This window comes from Psychrobacillus sp. FJAT-21963, assembly GCF_001420585.1.
Classification (GTDB): domain Bacteria; phylum Bacillota; class Bacilli; order Bacillales_A; family Planococcaceae; genus Psychrobacillus.
Map to the genome: position 1 here is coordinate 197215 of NZ_LJIY01000009.1, position 19160 is coordinate 216374.

Below are 19160 nucleotides of genomic sequence, written 5' to 3' on the forward strand. Positions count from 1 at the left end.
TAGAAAGTTATAATTTCATCGATTTAGATATTGAAATAAAATTAAGGCTGAAATCTCAAGCGAGGATCCAGGTCGTCGTTTGCAGGATGCAATTGCAATTTAGGAGTTAATGTTCATCTGAACTACAAACATAAAAGAGTGACCCGAAAGCCTTGCTTTCAAGTCACTTTTTCTATCACTCATCAAGTTCTGAAACAGTTACAAATGTATACCCTTCACTGGTCAAAAATGCGAGCACATTTTCTAACCCTTGGGCAGTAGATAAATGAATATCGTGCATTAAAACGGTGCTTCCGTCATGAACACTACTTTTTACAGATGCTAATAATTGAGAGGCATCACGGTGTTTCCAATCAAGCGTATCAACATCCCATAAAATAACTGGTAAGCTCATAATGTTCAACATGTCATCATTAAAAGCACCGTAGGGTGGACGAAAAACAGTAGGTGCTTGGCCAGTGGCTTGTTCGATGATGTTGTTTGTTCTTAATACTTCCTCCGTGATAGCATCCGATGACATATTCGTTAAGTTTGCATGAGTCCAAGTGTGGTTGCCTAGCTCATGGCCAGCTTCCAACACATCGCTCGCGATTTCTGGATAGAATTCTACTCTGCTCCCAAGCATAAAGAATGTTGCTTTAGCATCGTACTTTGCTAAAGTTGCGAGAATTTTAGGAGTGACTTTTGGATCTGGCCCGTCATCAAAAGTTAGGGCTACTTGCTTCGTTTTTGCATTTCCTATTTGTACGTCAACTTGAGTTTCAGTCTCACTGCTATTGTTATCTTCTTCAATATCCTCAGAACCTTCTTCAACAGGCGGTTTCGGTAATAATTCAACTGAGTTATCGAGTTTATAAGGTGCAACTAGTTGTTCTGTTAGCTCGGCAAGTGGGACAGCAATAATCGGTGCACCTGCTGCACCACTAGCTATTTCATACTCATCAAAATATATAACAAGTGTATCGTCTATTAACGCAAACTTCTCAAAGTTACTCCACTTCGGTTCGGTAGCTAGCATCATTTCTTCTTCTAGCACTCTATCTTTCAAGCTTGGGTCATTTTTAATGCTATCTCGTACTAATGATGAAAGTTTTGCAAGTTTAGATTCGTCATGTCCAAATAAATCATCAACCTTTATAATTTCTTCAGACTCTGTGTTGAAATGAATCGTTTTAAAATTTGTATAACCATTAGCAGCCCCTAAGTACGTTCCTGTAATCATTACAAAAGAATAAGACCCTGATGTATGTGGAAATGTTTCAAACGCGATGTTCAATTCTCCGGGAGTCTTACTACCAATTCGTTTATTTTCTTGCATGGCGATTAAATAAGTATCAAGTTGTTCATCTATGTATTTTTTAATCTGTACATTAAATGATTCTACTTTGCTTTGTGGATATTGTATTGAGTAAGGAGAATATTCGTCATTTGATACCTCCGTCTTAATAAGTATTCCAGGAAAAGCCGATTCTTCTTTTGTTATTTCAGGGGCATTTTTGTTGTTGGTGGTTTGTTTTGCATTGCTCTTTGTTGAGTAACTTAGGAAGATGAGGCTTATACTCAGTAGAGCAATTAAACCGATACAGGCAACATCAATCCAAGGTCCACGATGTTTGTTACGGGATTTGGTCATAAACTGGGATTCTCCTTTCTTTCATTATCTGTAATTCTGATTACGTTTCGTGAATACGTATCATACTATTAGACTCCTGGATTGATAAAAAAGTTTGCTATAAAAATAACTTTTAGAAAAGTAATGTCCAGTTTTCTTAATCATTACAACATTTCAATAACGTAGTCTTGCAGATTTTTTACTGATAACTAACTTTATTAAAGTGAAAGTAGATGTAAATCTGGTAACAATATTTGCTTTGGTTAGTCCGTGACGAGGAGTTTAGTAATCCATTTCTACCCAATGGGCAAGTATGGTATCGCTAAAATGGTACTTGAAACATAGCGAATTAATTTTGTTCCTGCTGAAATAGCAATGAAATAGAATTGTAAGAGGGACTACTGGGTTAACATAGGAAGAGTTTCATAAGAAATTTCAAAAAGTTTATTAACATAAAAAACCATCTCACAATTCCGAAAATTTGTGTTAAAATAAACTATCAGTCTACTTAAAGTTTATATAAGTATTTATTATCTTAGCTTGCAGAAGTGGCTGTACGTTTATATCATGGGAGATTTAAGAAAATTAAGGGGGATAGGAAAATGAAAAGTTTAGTTGTTAAATGGAATCAAGTGAGCCTCGTAAAAAGGATTGTTTTGGGTATTATTGTCGGACTTATATTAGCTTTAACCCTTCCTAAGGCTGCAAGTTGGGTTTCCATTTTTGGTTCTTTATTTGTCGGTGCATTAAAGGCGGTTGCGCCAATATTAGTGTTATTCATAGTGATGCATGCGATTGCCGTACATAAAAAGGGTAAGAAAACGAATATGAAATCGATTCTTGTTCTTTATGCTCTTGGTACATTCCTAGCTGGAGCTGTCGCTGTAGTTGCAAGCTTTATATTCCCGACTACGCTAACACTGACAACAGGAGCAGAGGGCGTTACTCCACCAGAGGGTATTCTTGAAGTTTTAGAAACATTATTATTTAACTTAGTTGCCAATCCGATTGATGCAATCATAAATGCTAACTATCTAGGTATATTAATGTGGGCTATCGTTCTTGGGATTGCATTAAAAAGTGCAAATCAAAATACGAAAGACATGTTAGGAAATTTTTCGGATGCAATCACTAAAGTAGTACAATGGGTGATTAGTTTAGCACCGCTTGGTATTATGGGGCTTGTTTTTGATGCAATTGTAACAAGTGGTCTTTCTGCTTTACTTGAATATGGTAGATTAATAGTAATTTTAGTTGGATGTATGTTGTTTATCGCGCTTGTAGTGAATCCATTAATCGTATTCATCTATACGCGAAAAAATCCTTATCCACTTGTTTTTATGGTTTTAAGAGAAAGTGGTATTTATGCATTCTTTACACGTAGTTCAGCTGCAAATATTCCAGTAAATATGAAATTATGTGAAAAACTTGGCTTAGATGAGGATACTTATGGTGTATCAATCCCTCTAGGTGCAACTATTAATATGGCTGGTGCAGCCGTTACAATCGCTGTGCTAACTCTTGCAACAGTAAATACACTAGGTATTGAGGTTGATTTTGTGACTGCGCTTATGCTTACTGTTTTAGCAGCTGTTTCTGCAGCAGGTGCATCGGGGGTTGCAGGTGGATCACTGTTACTAATTCCACTAGCATGTAGTTTATTTGGAGTTCCTGCTGATATTGCAATGCAAGTTGTTGGTGTTGGTTTTATCATCGGTGTTATTCAAGATTCTTGTGAAACTGCACTAAATTCATCTTCTGATGTACTGTTCACAGCTACAGCTGAACATGCTAAAGAACGTAAAGAAGTTAAACAAGGTAAAGTAGTACCTGCGAAATCTTAGAAAATAGGCAAATAGTAAAAAGAATAAATAGACTGCGATTTATGAAGGTTAAAAGCCACGATTACCGAAGATGATTCGGAGATCGTGGCTTTTTATCTATCGATATAGTGAGATTGATAGACAAAAAACGCAAGAGGGAATAGTTTCCTTGGACATGATAAGTTAAAACTGTATACTTATTAAGTAAGTTTGAATGGTCAGACGTTCAACCTTTTAATATTACAACTTTGTGGAGGCATTCAATGAATTATTTTATCTCAATCGTAGGCTTAATTGTTGTGCTGGGTCTTGCCTGGGTTGCAAGTAACAATCGGAAAGAAGTAAAAATTAGACCAATTATCCAGATGATTATTATACAGTTAATTTTAACTTTTATATTACTGAATACCAAATTTGGATTGATTATTATTGAGGGAATCGCAGCCGTGTTTACAAAATTATTAGCTTTCGCTAATGAAGGAATCAATTTTGTATTTGCTGGCATTGCGAATGAAGGACAAGCTCCTTTCTTCTTAACTGCTTTACTTCCTATCGTATTCATATCTGCTCTGATCGGAATTCTGCAACATATTAAAGTTCTTCCTTTCATTATGAAATGGATTGGTTGGGCAATCAGTAAAGTAAACGGCATGGGTAAATTAGAATCTTACAACGGAGTAGCATCCGCTATTGTTGGACAATCTGAAGTATTTATTACTGTGAAAAAACAGCTTGGACAATTATCCCCTCAACGTCTATATACATTATCTGCGTCAGCAATGTCTACTGTATCGATGTCTATTGTCGGTGCTTATATGACGATGATTGAACCGAGATATGTCGTAACGGCAATCGTGATTAATTTGTTTGGAGGATTCATCATTGCTTCCATTATTAATCCTTACACTGTAACTGAAGAAGAAGATCTCCTTGTTGTGCAAACAGAAAAACAAAGCTTCTTCGAAATGCTGGGCGAATATATAATGGATGGATTCAAGGTTGCAATCGTGGTTGCTGCGATGTTACTAGGATTCGTTGCACTAATGGCAGGAGTAAATAGCGTATTTGATATGATATTTGGAGTCACATTCCAAGAAATTATTGGATATGTCTTTGCTCCAGTAGCGATTTTAATGGGTATACCCGTTTCAGAATCAGTTACAGCTGGCGGTATTATGGCTACCAAACTAGTTACAAATGAATTTGTAGCGATGCTTTCCTTAGGTGAATTAGCGTCAAAACTGAGTGAACGCTCCATCGGAATTATTTCGGTTTTCCTTGTTTCTTTTGCAAACTTTTCTTCCATTGGAATCATTTCAGGTGCTGTAAAAGGTCTACATGAAAAACAAGGTAACGTAGTAGCACGATTCGGCTTGAAACTATTATACGGTGCAACGTTAGTAAGCGTTTTATCAGCAGTAATTGTAAGCTTTATCCTATAAGCAAAAAAAGAAGAACCTTTAGTCGTTGCGAGGGCACTGAAAAAGTCTATAGAAGCAGTTATTAACATTCAAATTGTTAATAGCTGCTTTTTCTTTTAAACCATGCAATTTATGGATGAGGTTTTAGGCAGGCAGTACAGAATCCTATCTCAAGACATTATAGAATGAAAAGTGTATGGTAATAATTGAATATATAAAAATTGAGGGAGGACTATATATGAATACGAAATATGAAAAAATCTTTCAAACCTTTACCTTTCCTTCAGGGGTAGAAGTAAAGAATCGTATTATGGTCGCACCAATGACCAATTATTCATCTCACGATAACGGGGAAGTATCTGAAGCAGAGCTTGCTTATTACAAAGAGCGTACTGGCGGTGTTGGGACATTTATAACAGCATGTTCTTATGTTAGTAAGGATGGAAAAGGGTTTCCGGGGCAGTTTAGTATTGACGATGACTCTTTCATACCAAGCTTGAAGAGATTAGCTGAAACCATTCAATCAAATGGAACGAAAGCGATTATCCAAATTTACCACGGTGGTAGACAATCTCCAACAGACTTATTGCCAGATCAGCAGCCTGTATCGGCAAGTGCTGTTGCAGCGGAAAGAGAAGGTGCACCTGTCCCTAGAGAAATGTCCGAAGAAGAAATACAGAATACGATTAAAGCTTTCGGTGAGGCGACAAGACGAGCGATTGAAGCTGGTTTTGATGGAGTAGAGATTCATGGTGCTAATACGTATCTACTACAGCAATTTTTCTCACCACATTCCAATCGTCGAGATGATCAATGGGGTGGATCGCTTGAAAAGCGCATGAATTTCCCGTTGGCTATCGTAGATGCTGTAAAGCAAGCTGTCGCTAAACATGCAAAGGCACCGTTTGTTGTTGGTTATCGTATCTCACCTGAAGAAGGTACAAATCCTGGGATTACATTAGAAGATACTATTCAGTTTGTAGATAAATTAGCGGAACAATCCCTCGATTATTTACATATTTCTGTAAACACATTTTGGAATGGGTCTTTCCGTGAGAAAGATAAAACTCAGTCTAGGATTACTAAAATTCATGAAGTAGTTGGGAGTCGTGTTCCAATAGTCGGTGTAGGTTCATTACATACACCAGATGATGTAGTGGAAGCGTTAGAAACTGGAGTCCCTTTAATTGCTTTAGGTCGTGAATTACTAATGGAGCCAAAATGGATAGAAAAAGTTAAGGCTGGACAAGTAGAACAAATCCGTACAACATTATCTAGACGTGATCAGGAAAAATTAGTAATTCCAGATCCATTATGGCAGAAACTTGTGAATGTAAAAGGTTGGTTGCCAGTAGTTGAATAAATTACTTTCGATGAAGGAACTCACAATTGATGAGTTCCTTCATCGTTTTTTTCTCTGTAAAATAGTATGGCTTAAATTGTCTTTAAAAAACTAAATCCAATACTCCAACATTTGCTATTAATAATAACCTCTGTTTTGGCAAAGATAATTTTTATGGAGGTGAAGAAAAATGGCAAACAACAATAAAAACAATCTTCCACTTGAAAGTCAAACAAATGCTCAAAAAGTAAAACAACAAAATGCGCAAGCAAATCAAAACGCTTCTCAAGCTGAATTTGGATCTGAATTTGGAATTTCTCAAGAAGCTCAAACAAATGCACAAGAAGTAAAACAACAAAACGCTCAAGCAAACCAGAAAGCACAAGCTCAAAGAAAAAATAATAAATATTAATTAAGAAATGATGGGAGCTCAATGCTCCCATCGTTTTTTAAATTATGCATAACGACATAAATAAATGGAATATTTGAGCTTAAGACAAGCTAGTCCAAGTGATGGTATAATTGGAATCTATGTACATAAGGAAGCCATGAGTTAAGAGTAATATATCTAAAACTTCTTCCATTGATTAAAATCGAACGGAGGTGTCATGATGAATAAAAAATGGACGATAGAAGGTATACGTGATTATGTAACAAAGAACTCAGAAAGCGTATTACTTTCAACTGAATATGTAGGATACTCGCAAAAACTACTATTTAAATGTTCGTGCGGAAATAATTTTGAAAAGACTTTTACGAAATTTAAAGGTAGTAATCAAAAAAAATGTCCAAATTGCCAAGAAGCAAGACCTTCGCGTTAATTTATGATGATATTGAACAGTTTAATCTGAAAAACCAGACTACAGCAATTTAAGCTATGGTCTGGTTTCTTAGTTTTATTCTATTGCAGTATCTTGCTCAGCAGCTTGACTAACACGTTGTTTCTTCGATTTTCTAAAGTAAAGTAATTCATATATACATGGGATTATAATGAGTGTAAGTAGAGTAGCCATTGCTAATCCTCCAATTACAACAATTGCTAGACTTTGCGATACTAAGCTTCCTGTTTCTGCTTGTTTCATTAATAATGGAAGCATTGCACAGATTGTTGCGATTGCAGTCATAAAGATTGGTCTCATTCTTGTAGCAGTTGCTTCAACAAGGGCATCACGAATAATCATTTTTTGTTCATTTTGTTTTACGCGATCTAAAAGCACTATCGCATTTGTTACTACGATACCTATTAGCATTAATGCTCCTAAAAGTGCTGTAATGTCTACTGGAATCCGGCTAATGAGAATTCCTAAAATTGCTCCAATTGCAGCAAGCGGAAGCGAGCAAAGAATTGCAATTGGTGCTTTGATTGACTTAAATGTCATAACCATAATTAGAAATACAATTCCAATGGAAACAAGCATGATAAGGAATAAGTCTGTAAAGTCTTCGGACTGCTGACTACTTGCTCCTCCAATTAGAACCTCGACATTTTCTGGAATGTCTATACCTTTTTTGTTCTCTTTATCCCCAAATATCTCTAAGCTAACTGCACTTGATATCTCTGATAATTTTGTAGGATCAACGGATGCTGTCACACGAAGGTAAGCATCTCCATCTTTATGGAACTGGCTCGTTGAGCGTTCTTCACTTTGTAATGTAGCAATATCAGATACAGGTACTAGGCCGGTTTCAGTCATGACTTGTATGTTCTCTAAGTCTTCCGGTGTCTCTGCATCTAGGACAGGCTCTAAAAATACAGGTTTTTGCTTGTCATCTAAATTTATCGTACCAATCGGTGTTTTATTTAACATGACACCTAATTGTTGTGCAACTTGTGCTGTATTTCCTTTCGTTGGATCTACAACAAGGGAGTATACGGTTTTCTTTTCATCTTGGTTGGTTGTAACTTCTTCAACGCCATCTATATTTTGTACTTTTTCTTTTATTGTTGTTGCGACTTTTTCAAGGTCAGTAATATTTTCACCAACAACATCGATAGTGATATTCGTGCTTCCTCCGCCCATCATAAAGGAGGCTGTATTTACTTCTAATTTAGCATCAGTGTATTGATCTTTTTTCTTTTCCATTTCTTTTACAACGGCATCCGTATCCTTTTTATCTTCCAATAAAATGCTGAAGGATGCTTCAGTCGGCGATCCAACCCAGCCATATTGTGCTGCTTCCGCTGGAGAACCTACTTGTGCAAAGACATATTGTACTTCATCCATCTCTAGAATAGAGGATTCAAGTTCGAACGTATTTTCCTTCACTTCATCAATAGGTGTATCATTCGGATAGCTCAGTGTAGCCACAACATAATCTGCCGAAGAGTTGTCAACTGCACCTTTCGGAATCACAAAGTAAGCTCCGATGGAACCAACAAACAGTAGGATCGAAATTGTAAAGACAATCCATTTATGATTCAAAGACCATGTCACTACTTTTGGAAAACGAACAGCGGCTTTATGTTCTGGAATCTTTGCATTCTTTAATAATCCCGCACTCATTAATGGAACAACAGTCAATGCAACGATTAAAGATGCAAGCAACGAATAAGTAACAGTTAATGCGAATGGTAGTAGGAATTCCTGAAGTCCACCATTCAATAAGCTCATAGGTAAGAAAACGGCAACTGTTGTTAATGTAGAAGCGGTAATTGCAACTCCCACTTGCTTCGTAGCATCAATAACCATCTTCACGGAGAATTTCTCCGTCTGCATTTTACGGAATATATTTTCGATTACAACTATACTGTCATCAACTAAACGACCAACTGCAACAGCTACTCCGCCAAGTGTTAAAATGTTCAATGTCACTCCTGACATCGACAGTAGGAATAGTGTGAAGCACAGTGATAAGGGAATCGATACAATTGTAATAAAAGTAGAACGAATATTACGTAAAAAAAGCATAATGACAATCGTTGCAAATAGTGCACCAAGAAGAACTTCTTTTATCATTGTATGAACGGAATTTTCTACTAAATCAGCAGAAGAAATATAAATAGTGGAATCCTGCTGCTTATACTTTTCATTGATTTCTTTTGTAACTTTTGCAACTTCTTTACTAATTGTTACTGCATTGGATTGACTATCTTTTGTGATGCTTATATCTAAACTGTCCTTACCATTGAAATGGCTAACAAAATTAGAATCTCTTGTTTCTTCAATCGTTGCAATTTCCCCAAGTGTTACATCAGGAGCAACAGTTAATCCTTTCAGTTTTTCAATGCTTGTTAAATCACCGATAACCTTAATATTGCTTGTTTTTCCATCAATATTTTTTTCGCCAACAGCTACAGCAGTGTTTTGACCATTTAGAATACCCATAACTGCTTGTAGGGAGACTTGATTTTCAGCCATTTTTTCATCATCAATCTTAACGGAAATAACAGAATCTGTTAGTCCATAGATTTCGACACTTGAAACCCCTTTAATATCTTGATATCTTGCTTGGAGCTCATTACGAGCAAACTCCATATTTTCTGTAGTCATTCCTTCATCAAAGGTGACTGCGATGTTAACGATTGGAATCATGGATGTATTTAGTTGTGAAATGATTGGCTTAGATATAGTAGGTGGTAAATTCACATTACTTAGAGCATCTTGTACATCCAGTTTTGCTTGTTTCATATCATAGCCAGACTCGTAAACTAGATCTACTTTCGAATAGCCGTCTCCAGTTCTTGAAAAAACCGATGTTTTTCCATTCAATCCTGTAACTGCTCTTTCAATTGGAGAGGTTACCTCTGATTCCATTGTTTTGGAGTCAGTTCCTTGCCCCATTGTGATAATCGTAACTTGCGGATTATCAGCAGAGGGTAAAAATTCCATAGGTAATCTAAAGTAACTAACAACACCAATAATTAATATTAAGATGGTAATTACAGATACAGCTGCTTTGTTACTAAAAGCCCATTTAGTAAATAACGACATAGAAATAATTCCTCCTGAAAATTACAAATTTGTGCCAATAAAATGCTAACATAAATACAAAATAAAAAAATGGATTGGTTGATATCTTAAAAAAATTTACAAAAGATTAATGCAAAAACGAATAACTCCCTTCTTTCCATCTTTTTCTTGCTTCTTTATTGTAGAAAATAGAAAAATGTTCCACATTGTTCCTTAGAATTATATTTATCTAAGACCTCAGCCCTAGAGGATAATGGGAATTAAAAAAAGACCAGCCTAATTGTTCTTGGTCTCCTCTCACATTTAACTAGTTGATAATTCACTTTTAAAATAATGAAAACATCTGTATGATTATAAAAAAATGATTAAGGGGGAGTTAATGAATGATGAACTTTGTTACATCCTTATTCAATTCACATTATGACTTATACATTCGATTATTAGTGGCAACGTTTTTAGGGTTGTTAATTGGGTTAGAAAGAGCGATTAAAAATAAACCTGCAGGCATTAGAACCCATATACTAGTATGTTTGGGATCCACATTAGCAATGAGTCTATCTACTTTAAATCAAGGACCATACATGGATCCTATGCGTTTAGCTGCTCAAGTAATTAGTGGGATTGGATTTCTTGGTGCAGGCGTAATATGGGTAGATAAGGATAACGTAAAACGTGGACTTACTACTGCAGCTAATCTATGGATAACTGCTTGTGTAGGATTGACTATAGGTTACGGTGCATATGATTTAGCTATTATTACGGTTATTTTAATTTTCATTGCAATGAATTTACCTAAATATGTAGAGAAGATGGGTATCCTACCACCAAGAAAAGATGAGCAGGATAGTGATGGGGAAGAGTAATTAATAAGGAGGGTTTAAATGAATAATATAACTTTTGAATATGTAACCTACATTGCTGCCACACCTGAAAAGCTTTGGGAGTCATTGACTAATGGAGAATACACAAAACAATACTGGTTTGGTCATAAGATTCAATCTGAATGGGCAGAAGGATCAACAGTAGTTTTCCTGGACCAATCAGGAAATATAGTGGATAAAGGACAAGTCTTAACTTATGAACCAAATAAACTACTTTCTTATACATTTGAATGGGTACAAGATAAAACAGATCGTAAAGTTTCACCTATTGTTACATTTAGACTGCGTCAAATGGATTCCATCGTAAAATTATCACTCAAGCATGAGGAGTTATTGTCTTCAGATATACAAGAAGAAAATGAGAACTTCTACGGAATCAACAATGGATGGCCAGCAATACTTAGCAATCTGAAAAGTTTACTTGAGACAGGCCATACCCTACCGATAAACGTTTAATTCATAACCTAACAAAAAAGCTTACAGATTATTCTGTTAGGCTTTTTTGTTATTACTTTTAGTTTCAACTTATTAGCTATATTGGCTTATTCGGAATGAATAAAGGGTAACAACAAAGGTACAATATAATACTGAAAAATAATATTCATAAGCAGTCCTGATGCTAAACCCTTGGGAAGGCTTATTTTTTTATGTAAAAAACCTCTCATTGTTTCATTCTATTAGTTCTTTTTTAGTAGGTAGTTTGAATATACTTTTTACTATGTTCTAGCTAACATATCCTATAGGAGGCTGCGATTGGAGAGCAATAAAGACGTAGCGTTGTATCATTCAAACCAATCCCGATATAACCGTATAGGTAAAAGAAACGCAGTCATCATAGTTAGTATGGCATTACTTATCATTTTCATTTCCTTTTTATTCTTATTTTGATTTTATCCTTCTATTATTTTCCGGTAGACCATTTTTTTTAGACGCACTCACAATTTGGGATTACCACACCATGCAATATGAACTAGTAGAGTCTAGTAGTAAAGTTTTACATAGTCGAGTTTCCTCAATAAGAAGATAACAAGAATATACTTTTTTAGTAGCCCGCCTTTTACGAATTTTAAAGGAGATAGTGATTTAGAGAATGAAAAGATATGATGTTGTGAATTCAAAGCGTTTCTTGTATCAACGTATTGGCAAAAGGATAGCAGATGTTGTAGGTAGTAGCTCGCTCCTATTAATCTGTATTCCATTAATTCTTTTATTCTCTATTATACTATTCATATTTTCCGGAAGGCCAATTTTTTTTACGCAAACTCGAGCTGGTTTGTATAATACTCCTTTTACGATTTTGAAGTTTCGAACGATGGAATCGACGACACTGGAGTCGAAAAGTCATCAATATGAATGGCAGGGTAATGTTCCTAAAGACTTTTTTTTTGAAAAGCCAAAACATCTCAACGTTACAAAAGTTGGTGAAATATACCGGAAATATAGCATAGATGAAATTCCTCAATTATGGAATGTGTTAAATGGAGATATGAGCTTTGTTGGACCTAGACCAGAAATAATCGAAATTACAAATCATTATTCCGAGGAGCAAAAGAAGCGTTTACAAGTAAGGCCTGGAATTACGGGGTACGCACAAGTTAATGGAAGGTCTACGATTACGCATGGGGAAAAAATAGCTTACGATTTGTACTATGTAAAAAACTACTCATTTCTACTAGATTTGAAGATAATTATTCAGACGGTAAAACTTGTAATTACCGGAAAGGGTGCATTTTAATTATTCGAAAGAAATGTATATCTACAAAGTATGTAAAATAGTAGGAATATTTCAAATGAAAAAATCTATAATTTAGAATGCATGATTATTATCGAAGGAGTGAAATCGATTGCTAGTAGATATTCATAATCATATTTTACCAGGACTAGATGATGGACCAAAGTCCATTGAAGAGGCGATATTACTAGCTTCAAATGCAGTTGATAATGGAATAACACATATTATTGCCACTCCTCATCATCATAATGGAAAATATATAAACTCTCCTTCAATAGTAAAAAAGGCAGTAAACAATTTAAACATGGAGCTTTCTCAAAAGGATATCCCTGTGGAAATCTTTTCTGGGCAAGAAGTTTATTTTTACAATAGCATTCTTGAAGATTTAGAGAAAGATCTATTAACACTAGCTGATAGTGGGAAATATCTATTAATAGAACTACCTAGAAATCATTTTCCTGTTTCAACTTTTGAAACCCTTTATAAAATACAATTGAGGGGATATACCCCAATCATTGTTCATCCAGAAAGAAATACTGTACTCAGAAAAGACAAGCAAAAACTTTATGATTTGGTGAATAAAGGTTCTCTAGTTCAAATAACTGCTTCTACTTTGATAGGTGTACAAGGTAGAAATTTGAAAAAGTACACAATTGATTTATTGAAACATAATTTAGTTCATTTTATTTCTTCGGATGCACATCATTATGTAAAACGGCCTTTTTTATTGAATGATGCGTATCAATATGTACGAAAAAAGTTCTCTGAAAATCAAGTAACTTACTTTAACGAAAATGCAAAGCATGTCATATTAGGTACTGATTTTCAACCGATGCTACCCATCAGTTTCAAATAAAATACGTGATTTATGAAATAGTGGAGGATGCTATCGATTGGAGGAATAAAAGGGGGCTCGGCTCTTATGGAAGAAAAGATTAGTCTACAAGAGTTATTCAAAATAATGAAGAAACGGCTTGTGCTCATTATTAGTACATTCGTTTTAGCAGTGATGATTACGGGGGTAGTTAGCTACTTCTTTTTAACTCCGATTTACGAAGCTTCAACTCAAATTCTAATTAATCAGAAGGAAATAGAGCAAAATCAATTTAACACTCTGGATATAGAAACGAATCTTCAACTGATTAACACATATTATGTCATTATTAAAAGCCCAGTTATTTTATCAAAAGTAGTCGATAATCTAGATTTAAGTACCACTCCAGAATTACTAAATAAAAAAATTAAAGTGAGCAGTGAACAAAACTCGCAAGTAATTAACGTGACTGTTCAAGATCCAGATATGAATAAAGCTGTAGATATAGCCAATATGACCGCAGAAGTGTTTCAAGAAGAAATTCGAACACTAATGAACGTCGATAATGTGAACATCTTATCACCTGCAATCAATACAAAGAATATAAATCCTGTTTTTCCCAAACCAATTCTCAATATGGCAATTGCAGCTATTATTGGATTAATGCTAGGAGTCGGAATTACATTCCTAATTGAATATTTAGATACCACCGTAAAAACAGAGCAGGATGTTGATGAATTATTAGAGTTACCAATTCTTGGTCTCATTAGCCCGATTCCTCAAAAGGAATCGAAAATAACAAGGGAACCGAAAATAACAAAGGAATCGAAAATAACAGAGGAACCAAAAATAACAGAGGAATCGAAAATAACAGAGGAACCGAAAATAACAAAAGAATCGAAAATAACAGAGGAACCGAAAATAACAAAGGAACCGAGAATATCAAAGGAACCGAGAGTAACAAAAGAATCAAAAATAATAGAGGAACGCAGGAGTCGTAGAAAGCCGAGGAGATAGAAGGATGTTTAAAAAGAAAAAGCGGATACCAACTGTGCGGAAACTTGTAACAATCACTGATCCTAAATCAATCGTTTCGGAACAATTTCGAACTCTCCGTGCGAACATTAAATTCGCGATGAAGGGTGAGGAAATGGGTACACTTCTATTCACTTCGGCTTCTGTTGGGGAGGGCAAGTCAACGGTAGCAGCAAACGTAGCCATCTCTTTTGCACAAGAAGGTAAGAAGGTGCTTCTCGTCGATGCAGATTTGAGGAAACCGACTGTCCATTACACATTTAATACATTAATCTCACCAGGTTTAACAAACCGACTTATGAGTCATTGGAAATTTGAAAATATTGTTAAAAATTCTGGAATCGTAGGATTAAACATAGTTACATGCGGACCAATACCTTCAAATCCTGCTGAACTCCTTGGATCGACTTCAATGGACATATTCATTGAAGAAATGAAATCAAAATATGACATTGTTATCTTCGACGCTCCTCCAGTCCTTTCGGTTGCAGATGCACAAATTCTATCCAATAAATGTGATGGCACTATTCTTGTCATTAGCTCAGGGGCAACGGATAAACGTAATGTTGTAAAAGCTAAGGAAGCACTTCAAGCCTCGAATGCAAATATTATTGGGACGATTCTTAACAACTTTAAACTTGATAAGAGTCATTACTATTATGAATATTACGGAGAAGTAGAATGATAAAATGTGTATTTCTTTTCTTTTATTGTTTATTGAAAGGAGAAAATGATGAAAAGAAGGATTCTACATATTTTAAGCACGGATGGATTAGCTGGTGCTGAAAATGTTGCAATGTGTATCATTAGTAATCTATCTGAATCATATGATTTTGCGTATGCATCTCCTAGTGGAAGTATAGAAAAAATAGTTAATAGTAGAAATATTCTTTATCTACCAATGAACAAATTATCTATTATGCAAATAAGAAAAGTAATCAAAGAATGGGAACCTGAGATTATTCATGCACATGATTTTACTGCAACGGTTAAAAGTTTAATTGCGGGTTTTAATATTCCGGTGATATCGCATATCCATCAACATCCTATGTGGTTGAAAAGTGTAAACAAATACTCGATTCTATTTTTTTTAGCATGTATTAAAACCAAAAAAATAATAGTAGTAACTCCAGCAATTAAAGAATCTACATTTTTGTCTTCTATATTCAATAAAAAATCAATAATATTAAAAAATATTGTTGATACAAAATTAATAGAGAAACAGGCTTCTAAACCAACGAATAAAAGCTATGACATAGCATTCATTGGTAGATTCGAAGATGTTAAAAATCCGCTTGGATTTATTGATGTAATTTCACAAACAGTGGTTGAACTCCCAAATATGAAAGTAGTAATGATGGGAGAAGGGAGCATGGAAAAGGAATGTAGAGAATTAATTAGAGAAAAAGGGTTAGGAAAGAATATTGAATTAATAGGGTTTATGAATAATCCTTATCCAATATTAAAAAATTCAAAAGTGCTAGTGATGACATCGAAATCTGAAGGATTACCTATGGTTGCAATTGAAGCATTGTCATTAGGAAAACCTATAATAGTACCAAAACTAGAAGGATTAGAAAGTGTTGTTGACAGCTCTTGTGGGATTATATGTAAAGAAGAGAGAGAATTCGTCAAAGGGATAATAAGTCTTTTGAAGTCAGATGAAAAATACAATGAGATGGCCTTAGGTGCTTCTATAAAAGCTCATAAAATAGTTAATATGGAAGATTACAAAAATCAATTAAAAATGGAGTATTCAAGTGTTACTTGATATTCAAAAAAATTATATAGGCACTAAATCTAGCAACAATAGAAAGAAAGCTTCCCGAACCAATTTAAGCTCAATAGACTTATATCTCACGGGGCTTTGTATTTTAGGTGATAAATTATTGAACATAAATTTCTTAGTTTATGCCCTTGGAGTTTATCTGGCAATTCGTATCTTATTACAGTCACCTGACAATACTTTTGCATTATTAATATTTTTAATTCCAAATTTAGCTATAATGTTCATCCCTATTCCAGGTTCACCAGTACCGTTATTAAATATGTTGATGGGATTGGCCTTAGTTAAAGTAGTCATTTTTTATTATAAGAAACCTATAAATAAAAGTTACTTGATTATTGTCGGAACTTTTATTGTTTATGAATGGTGTCACATTTTTTATTACGATTTGAAATCAATTATGTTGCTCATTAGCTGGAGTACTGCGGTCTTATATGTTTCTTTATATTTTATTAATTCACTGAAAACGTATAATCATAAAACTGTAATAAAATATTTTATCACTGGTGTAATTATTTCAATCCTTTTTGGAATTTTAGATTTTTATGGAAAATACGGTACTTTAATGACTAACAATACGACCATTAGGTTTAAGGGTGGAGCAGGGGATCCTAATTATTTTTCCATGTATATAATAATTGCTATGTTTATCATGTTATACCTAGTAAATCAAAAGTCGAATAAATTTCTTCTGTTCCTATATTCATTATTATTTGTTTTTTTTGTTTCATTTGGAGTCTTAAGCTTATCAAGAATGTTTTTATTGGTAGTCGTACTATTGTCAGCGCTATTAATTCTTAAGATTTTATTTGAAATAAAGAGATACAAAAAAATAGTATTTTTCGTTTTCTGTATATCCATTATTTTTGTTCTATTTTCTTTATTCTATATTGAAGAATTTGCATCTATATTAAATTTACTCTTTTCAAGGTTTACAGATTTCACAAATGATCCTTCAGGTCTTACAAGTAACCGGAATGTACTTGCTGAACAATATATTCAATTATTAATAGCTAATACAAAAGATATGATTTTTGGATTGGGAATTCAAGAATATTACCTAAGATCTGGGGCAATACAACTTGAGGCTCATAATATTATTTTAGAGATATTAGTAGTATGGGGGATAGTTGGATTCCTTATTTTTACTATGTTTGTAGTAGTACTATTTAAATATGGAAATTCTAAAAGAAGATTTTTAAATAATAGTTTTATTAGTTTGGTACCAATAATTTGTATGGGAATTAGTTATATGTCGTTGAATGCAATGTCTAACGAAAGTTTTTTCCTTTTATTACTTTTCGCAATAAAAAACATACATGAGTTTGATTTGCCGAACAACCTTTTGAAGAAGAACAAACATGATAATGTTAGTGTAAAAAATCAGTAACCATTAAAGGGGATGGAATAATTCTAATTCATTTTTCATGGTATATAAAAAACTTATTTCTTTTTAAAAATCCACCCATCTCGTTTTAATAAGGAGAGTGATTGAAATTGTGAATGTACTAGTAAGTATCAATTGTACAACTTATAACCATGAAAAGTATATTGCTGATGCTATAGAGAGTTTCTTAATGCAGGTAACAGATTTTAACTATGAAATTCTTATTGGTGAGGATTGTAGTACAGATAATACAAAACAAATAGTTGAGGAATATGCAAGATTATATCCTGAGAAAATCAGATTGATAACTTCTAGTCATAATGTTGGTGCTCGGTTGAATTCTCAACGACTTATCAATCAAAGTCGTGGGAAGTATATTGCGGAGTGTGAAGGTGATGATTATTGGATTGATCCATATAAATTACAAGAACAAGTTGATTATATGGAGAGTCACCAAGAGTGCAGTATATGTTTTCATGCTGCTAAAATTATACAAGCTCCAAAAAAGCCAACTGGTATGAAAATTAGACCTTATACTATAAACAAAATATGTCCAATAGAAGATTTTATTTCAGGAGGAGGATTCTGTCCAACTGGATCATTGCTATACCGGAAAAAATTAATGGAAGATCCACCTGACTTTTATATGCGTGCTCATGTAGGGGATTATCCAATGCAGTTAATTCTTGCAAGCAAGGGATATGCCTATTATATGGATAAATATATGGCTGTATATCGAATCGGAGTGAAAGGTTCCTGGTCAAGTAGAAAAAGTAAAGGTGAAAATTATAAGGGAAAGATGATTAATATTAATGGTGGAGACATTGCATTATTAAAAGACTTTAATAATTTTACAAGGTTTAAATATGAAAAGGCTATAGAAAATACTATCTTAAAAAAGGAATTTGAAATACAGCTATTAAAAGGTAATATTAATGCAATAAAAAATTCCAAATATAAAATGTATATAGATGGATTAAGTATGAAGCAAAAATTAAAGATATACGCCAGATGTTTTTTCCCTAATATTTATGTTAGTCTAGCACGTTTGAAACCATATATATATAGAGTGCTACTATTTTTAAATATGAAGGAGAGGCAAAAAAATGGAACAAAATAGTTCTTTAAAAAGTAAAACTTTAAAGGGCTTGTTTTGGAGTTTCACTGAATTATTAGCAAACTATGGAATTCAATTTATTATTCAAATAGTATTAGCAAGGCTTTTGTTACCAGAATACTTTGGAATTATAGGGATGATTCTAGTTTTAATAGCAATTTCAAATTCCCTCGTTGACTGTGGTTTTACTCAAGCATTAATACGGGATCAAGATGTGAGTCAAGAGGACTATTCTACAGTATTTCATTTTAATTTAATTATTTCTATCTTGTTGTATATTATATTATTTATAAGTGCTC

18 protein-coding genes are annotated in these 19160 nt (G+C 34.1%); 16 read left to right on the forward strand and 2 right to left on the reverse strand.

The features are described from left to right. Positions 1 to 175: 175 nt before the first annotated feature. Complete coding sequence (locus AN959_RS17570; protein WP_056832694.1) at positions 176 to 1633, reverse strand: polysaccharide deacetylase family protein; 1458 nt, start codon at positions 1631 to 1633, stop codon at positions 176 to 178. 581 nt (positions 1634 to 2214) lie between these two features. Between AN959_RS17570 and sstT the strand changes: the two genes are divergently transcribed. The 5 genes from sstT to AN959_RS17595 all read left to right on the forward strand — a co-directional run bounded on the left by sstT (position 2215) and on the right by AN959_RS17595 (position 7019). Beyond that, positions 2215 to 3456 carry a serine/threonine transporter SstT gene (sstT, locus tag AN959_RS17575; protein WP_056832697.1) on the forward strand — a complete coding sequence of 414 codons (1242 nt, stop codon included), beginning with the start codon at positions 2215 to 2217 and terminating at the stop codon, positions 3454 to 3456. A gap of 242 nt (positions 3457 to 3698) precedes the next feature. Next, positions 3699 to 4877, forward strand: coding sequence for a NupC/NupG family nucleoside CNT transporter (locus AN959_RS17580; protein WP_056832699.1), 1179 nt, complete (start codon positions 3699 to 3701; stop codon positions 4875 to 4877). 217 nt (positions 4878 to 5094) lie between these two features. Then, on the forward strand, positions 5095 to 6219 hold the full coding sequence (locus AN959_RS17585) for an NADH-dependent flavin oxidoreductase (RefSeq protein WP_056832701.1): 1125 nt from the start codon (positions 5095 to 5097) through the stop codon (positions 6217 to 6219). A gap of 169 nt (positions 6220 to 6388) precedes the next feature. Beyond that, entirely contained in the window at positions 6389 to 6610 is a 222-nt protein-coding gene (locus AN959_RS17590) for a gamma-type small acid-soluble spore protein (RefSeq protein WP_056832703.1), read from the forward strand. 199 nt (positions 6611 to 6809) lie between these two features. Beyond that, on the forward strand, positions 6810 to 7019 hold the full coding sequence (locus AN959_RS17595; protein ID WP_053588459.1) for a hypothetical protein: 210 nt from the start codon (positions 6810 to 6812) through the stop codon (positions 7017 to 7019). Positions 7020 to 7094: 75 nt separating this feature from the next. Here AN959_RS17595 and AN959_RS17600 read toward each other — a convergent pair whose 3' ends face one another. Further along, positions 7095 to 10130 (reverse strand): efflux RND transporter permease subunit, encoded by a 3036-nt coding sequence (locus AN959_RS17600; RefSeq protein ID WP_056832704.1) that lies wholly within the window; start codon positions 10128 to 10130, stop codon positions 7095 to 7097. A gap of 362 nt (positions 10131 to 10492) precedes the next feature. Here AN959_RS17600 and AN959_RS17605 point away from each other — a divergent pair, with 362 nt between their 5' ends. The 11 genes from AN959_RS17605 to AN959_RS17650 form a co-directional block, all read left to right on the forward strand. Beyond that, positions 10493 to 10972 (forward strand): MgtC/SapB family protein, encoded by a 480-nt coding sequence (locus AN959_RS17605; RefSeq protein ID WP_216598646.1) that lies wholly within the window; start codon positions 10493 to 10495, stop codon positions 10970 to 10972. Between the two features lie 18 nt (positions 10973 to 10990). Beyond that, on the forward strand, positions 10991 to 11446 hold the full coding sequence (locus AN959_RS17610) for an SRPBCC domain-containing protein (RefSeq protein ID WP_056832706.1): 456 nt from the start codon (positions 10991 to 10993) through the stop codon (positions 11444 to 11446). 297 nt (positions 11447 to 11743) lie between these two features. Further along, positions 11744 to 11878, forward strand: coding sequence for a hypothetical protein (locus AN959_RS21920; protein WP_256363936.1), 135 nt, complete (start codon positions 11744 to 11746; stop codon positions 11876 to 11878). 202 nt (positions 11879 to 12080) lie between these two features. Further along, positions 12081 to 12725: a sugar transferase gene (locus AN959_RS17615; RefSeq protein WP_056832707.1), complete on the forward strand. Its 645-nt coding sequence runs from the start codon at positions 12081 to 12083 to the stop codon at positions 12723 to 12725. A gap of 109 nt (positions 12726 to 12834) precedes the next feature. Then, on the forward strand, positions 12835 to 13578 hold the full coding sequence (locus tag AN959_RS17620) for a tyrosine-protein phosphatase (RefSeq protein ID WP_056832710.1): 744 nt from the start codon (positions 12835 to 12837) through the stop codon (positions 13576 to 13578). A 66-nt stretch (positions 13579 to 13644) separates the two neighbouring features. Continuing rightward, a complete protein-coding gene (locus AN959_RS17625; protein ID WP_082461080.1) occupies positions 13645 to 14553 on the forward strand; it encodes a Wzz/FepE/Etk N-terminal domain-containing protein in 909 nt (302 codons plus the stop codon). Between the two features lie 4 nt (positions 14554 to 14557). Next, positions 14558 to 15256: a CpsD/CapB family tyrosine-protein kinase gene (locus tag AN959_RS17630; protein WP_056832712.1), complete on the forward strand. Its 699-nt coding sequence runs from the start codon at positions 14558 to 14560 to the stop codon at positions 15254 to 15256. A 48-nt stretch (positions 15257 to 15304) separates the two neighbouring features. Beyond that, positions 15305 to 16342, forward strand: a complete 1038-nt coding sequence (locus tag AN959_RS17635) for a glycosyltransferase (RefSeq protein WP_056832713.1) — start codon at positions 15305 to 15307, stop codon at positions 16340 to 16342. Next, complete coding sequence (locus tag AN959_RS17640; protein ID WP_056832715.1) at positions 16332 to 17747, forward strand: O-antigen ligase; 1416 nt, start codon at positions 16332 to 16334, stop codon at positions 17745 to 17747. The genes AN959_RS17635 and AN959_RS17640 overlap by 11 nt, the downstream gene beginning before the upstream one ends. Before the next feature lie 109 nt (positions 17748 to 17856). Further along, positions 17857 to 18864 carry a glycosyltransferase gene (locus AN959_RS17645; RefSeq protein ID WP_216598647.1) on the forward strand — a complete coding sequence of 336 codons (1008 nt, stop codon included), beginning with the start codon at positions 17857 to 17859 and terminating at the stop codon, positions 18862 to 18864. Beyond that, the coding region (locus AN959_RS17650) for an oligosaccharide flippase family protein (RefSeq protein ID WP_156350830.1) at positions 18851 to 19160 on the forward strand (310 nt) is incomplete at its 3' end. The genes AN959_RS17645 and AN959_RS17650, both read left to right, overlap by 14 nt.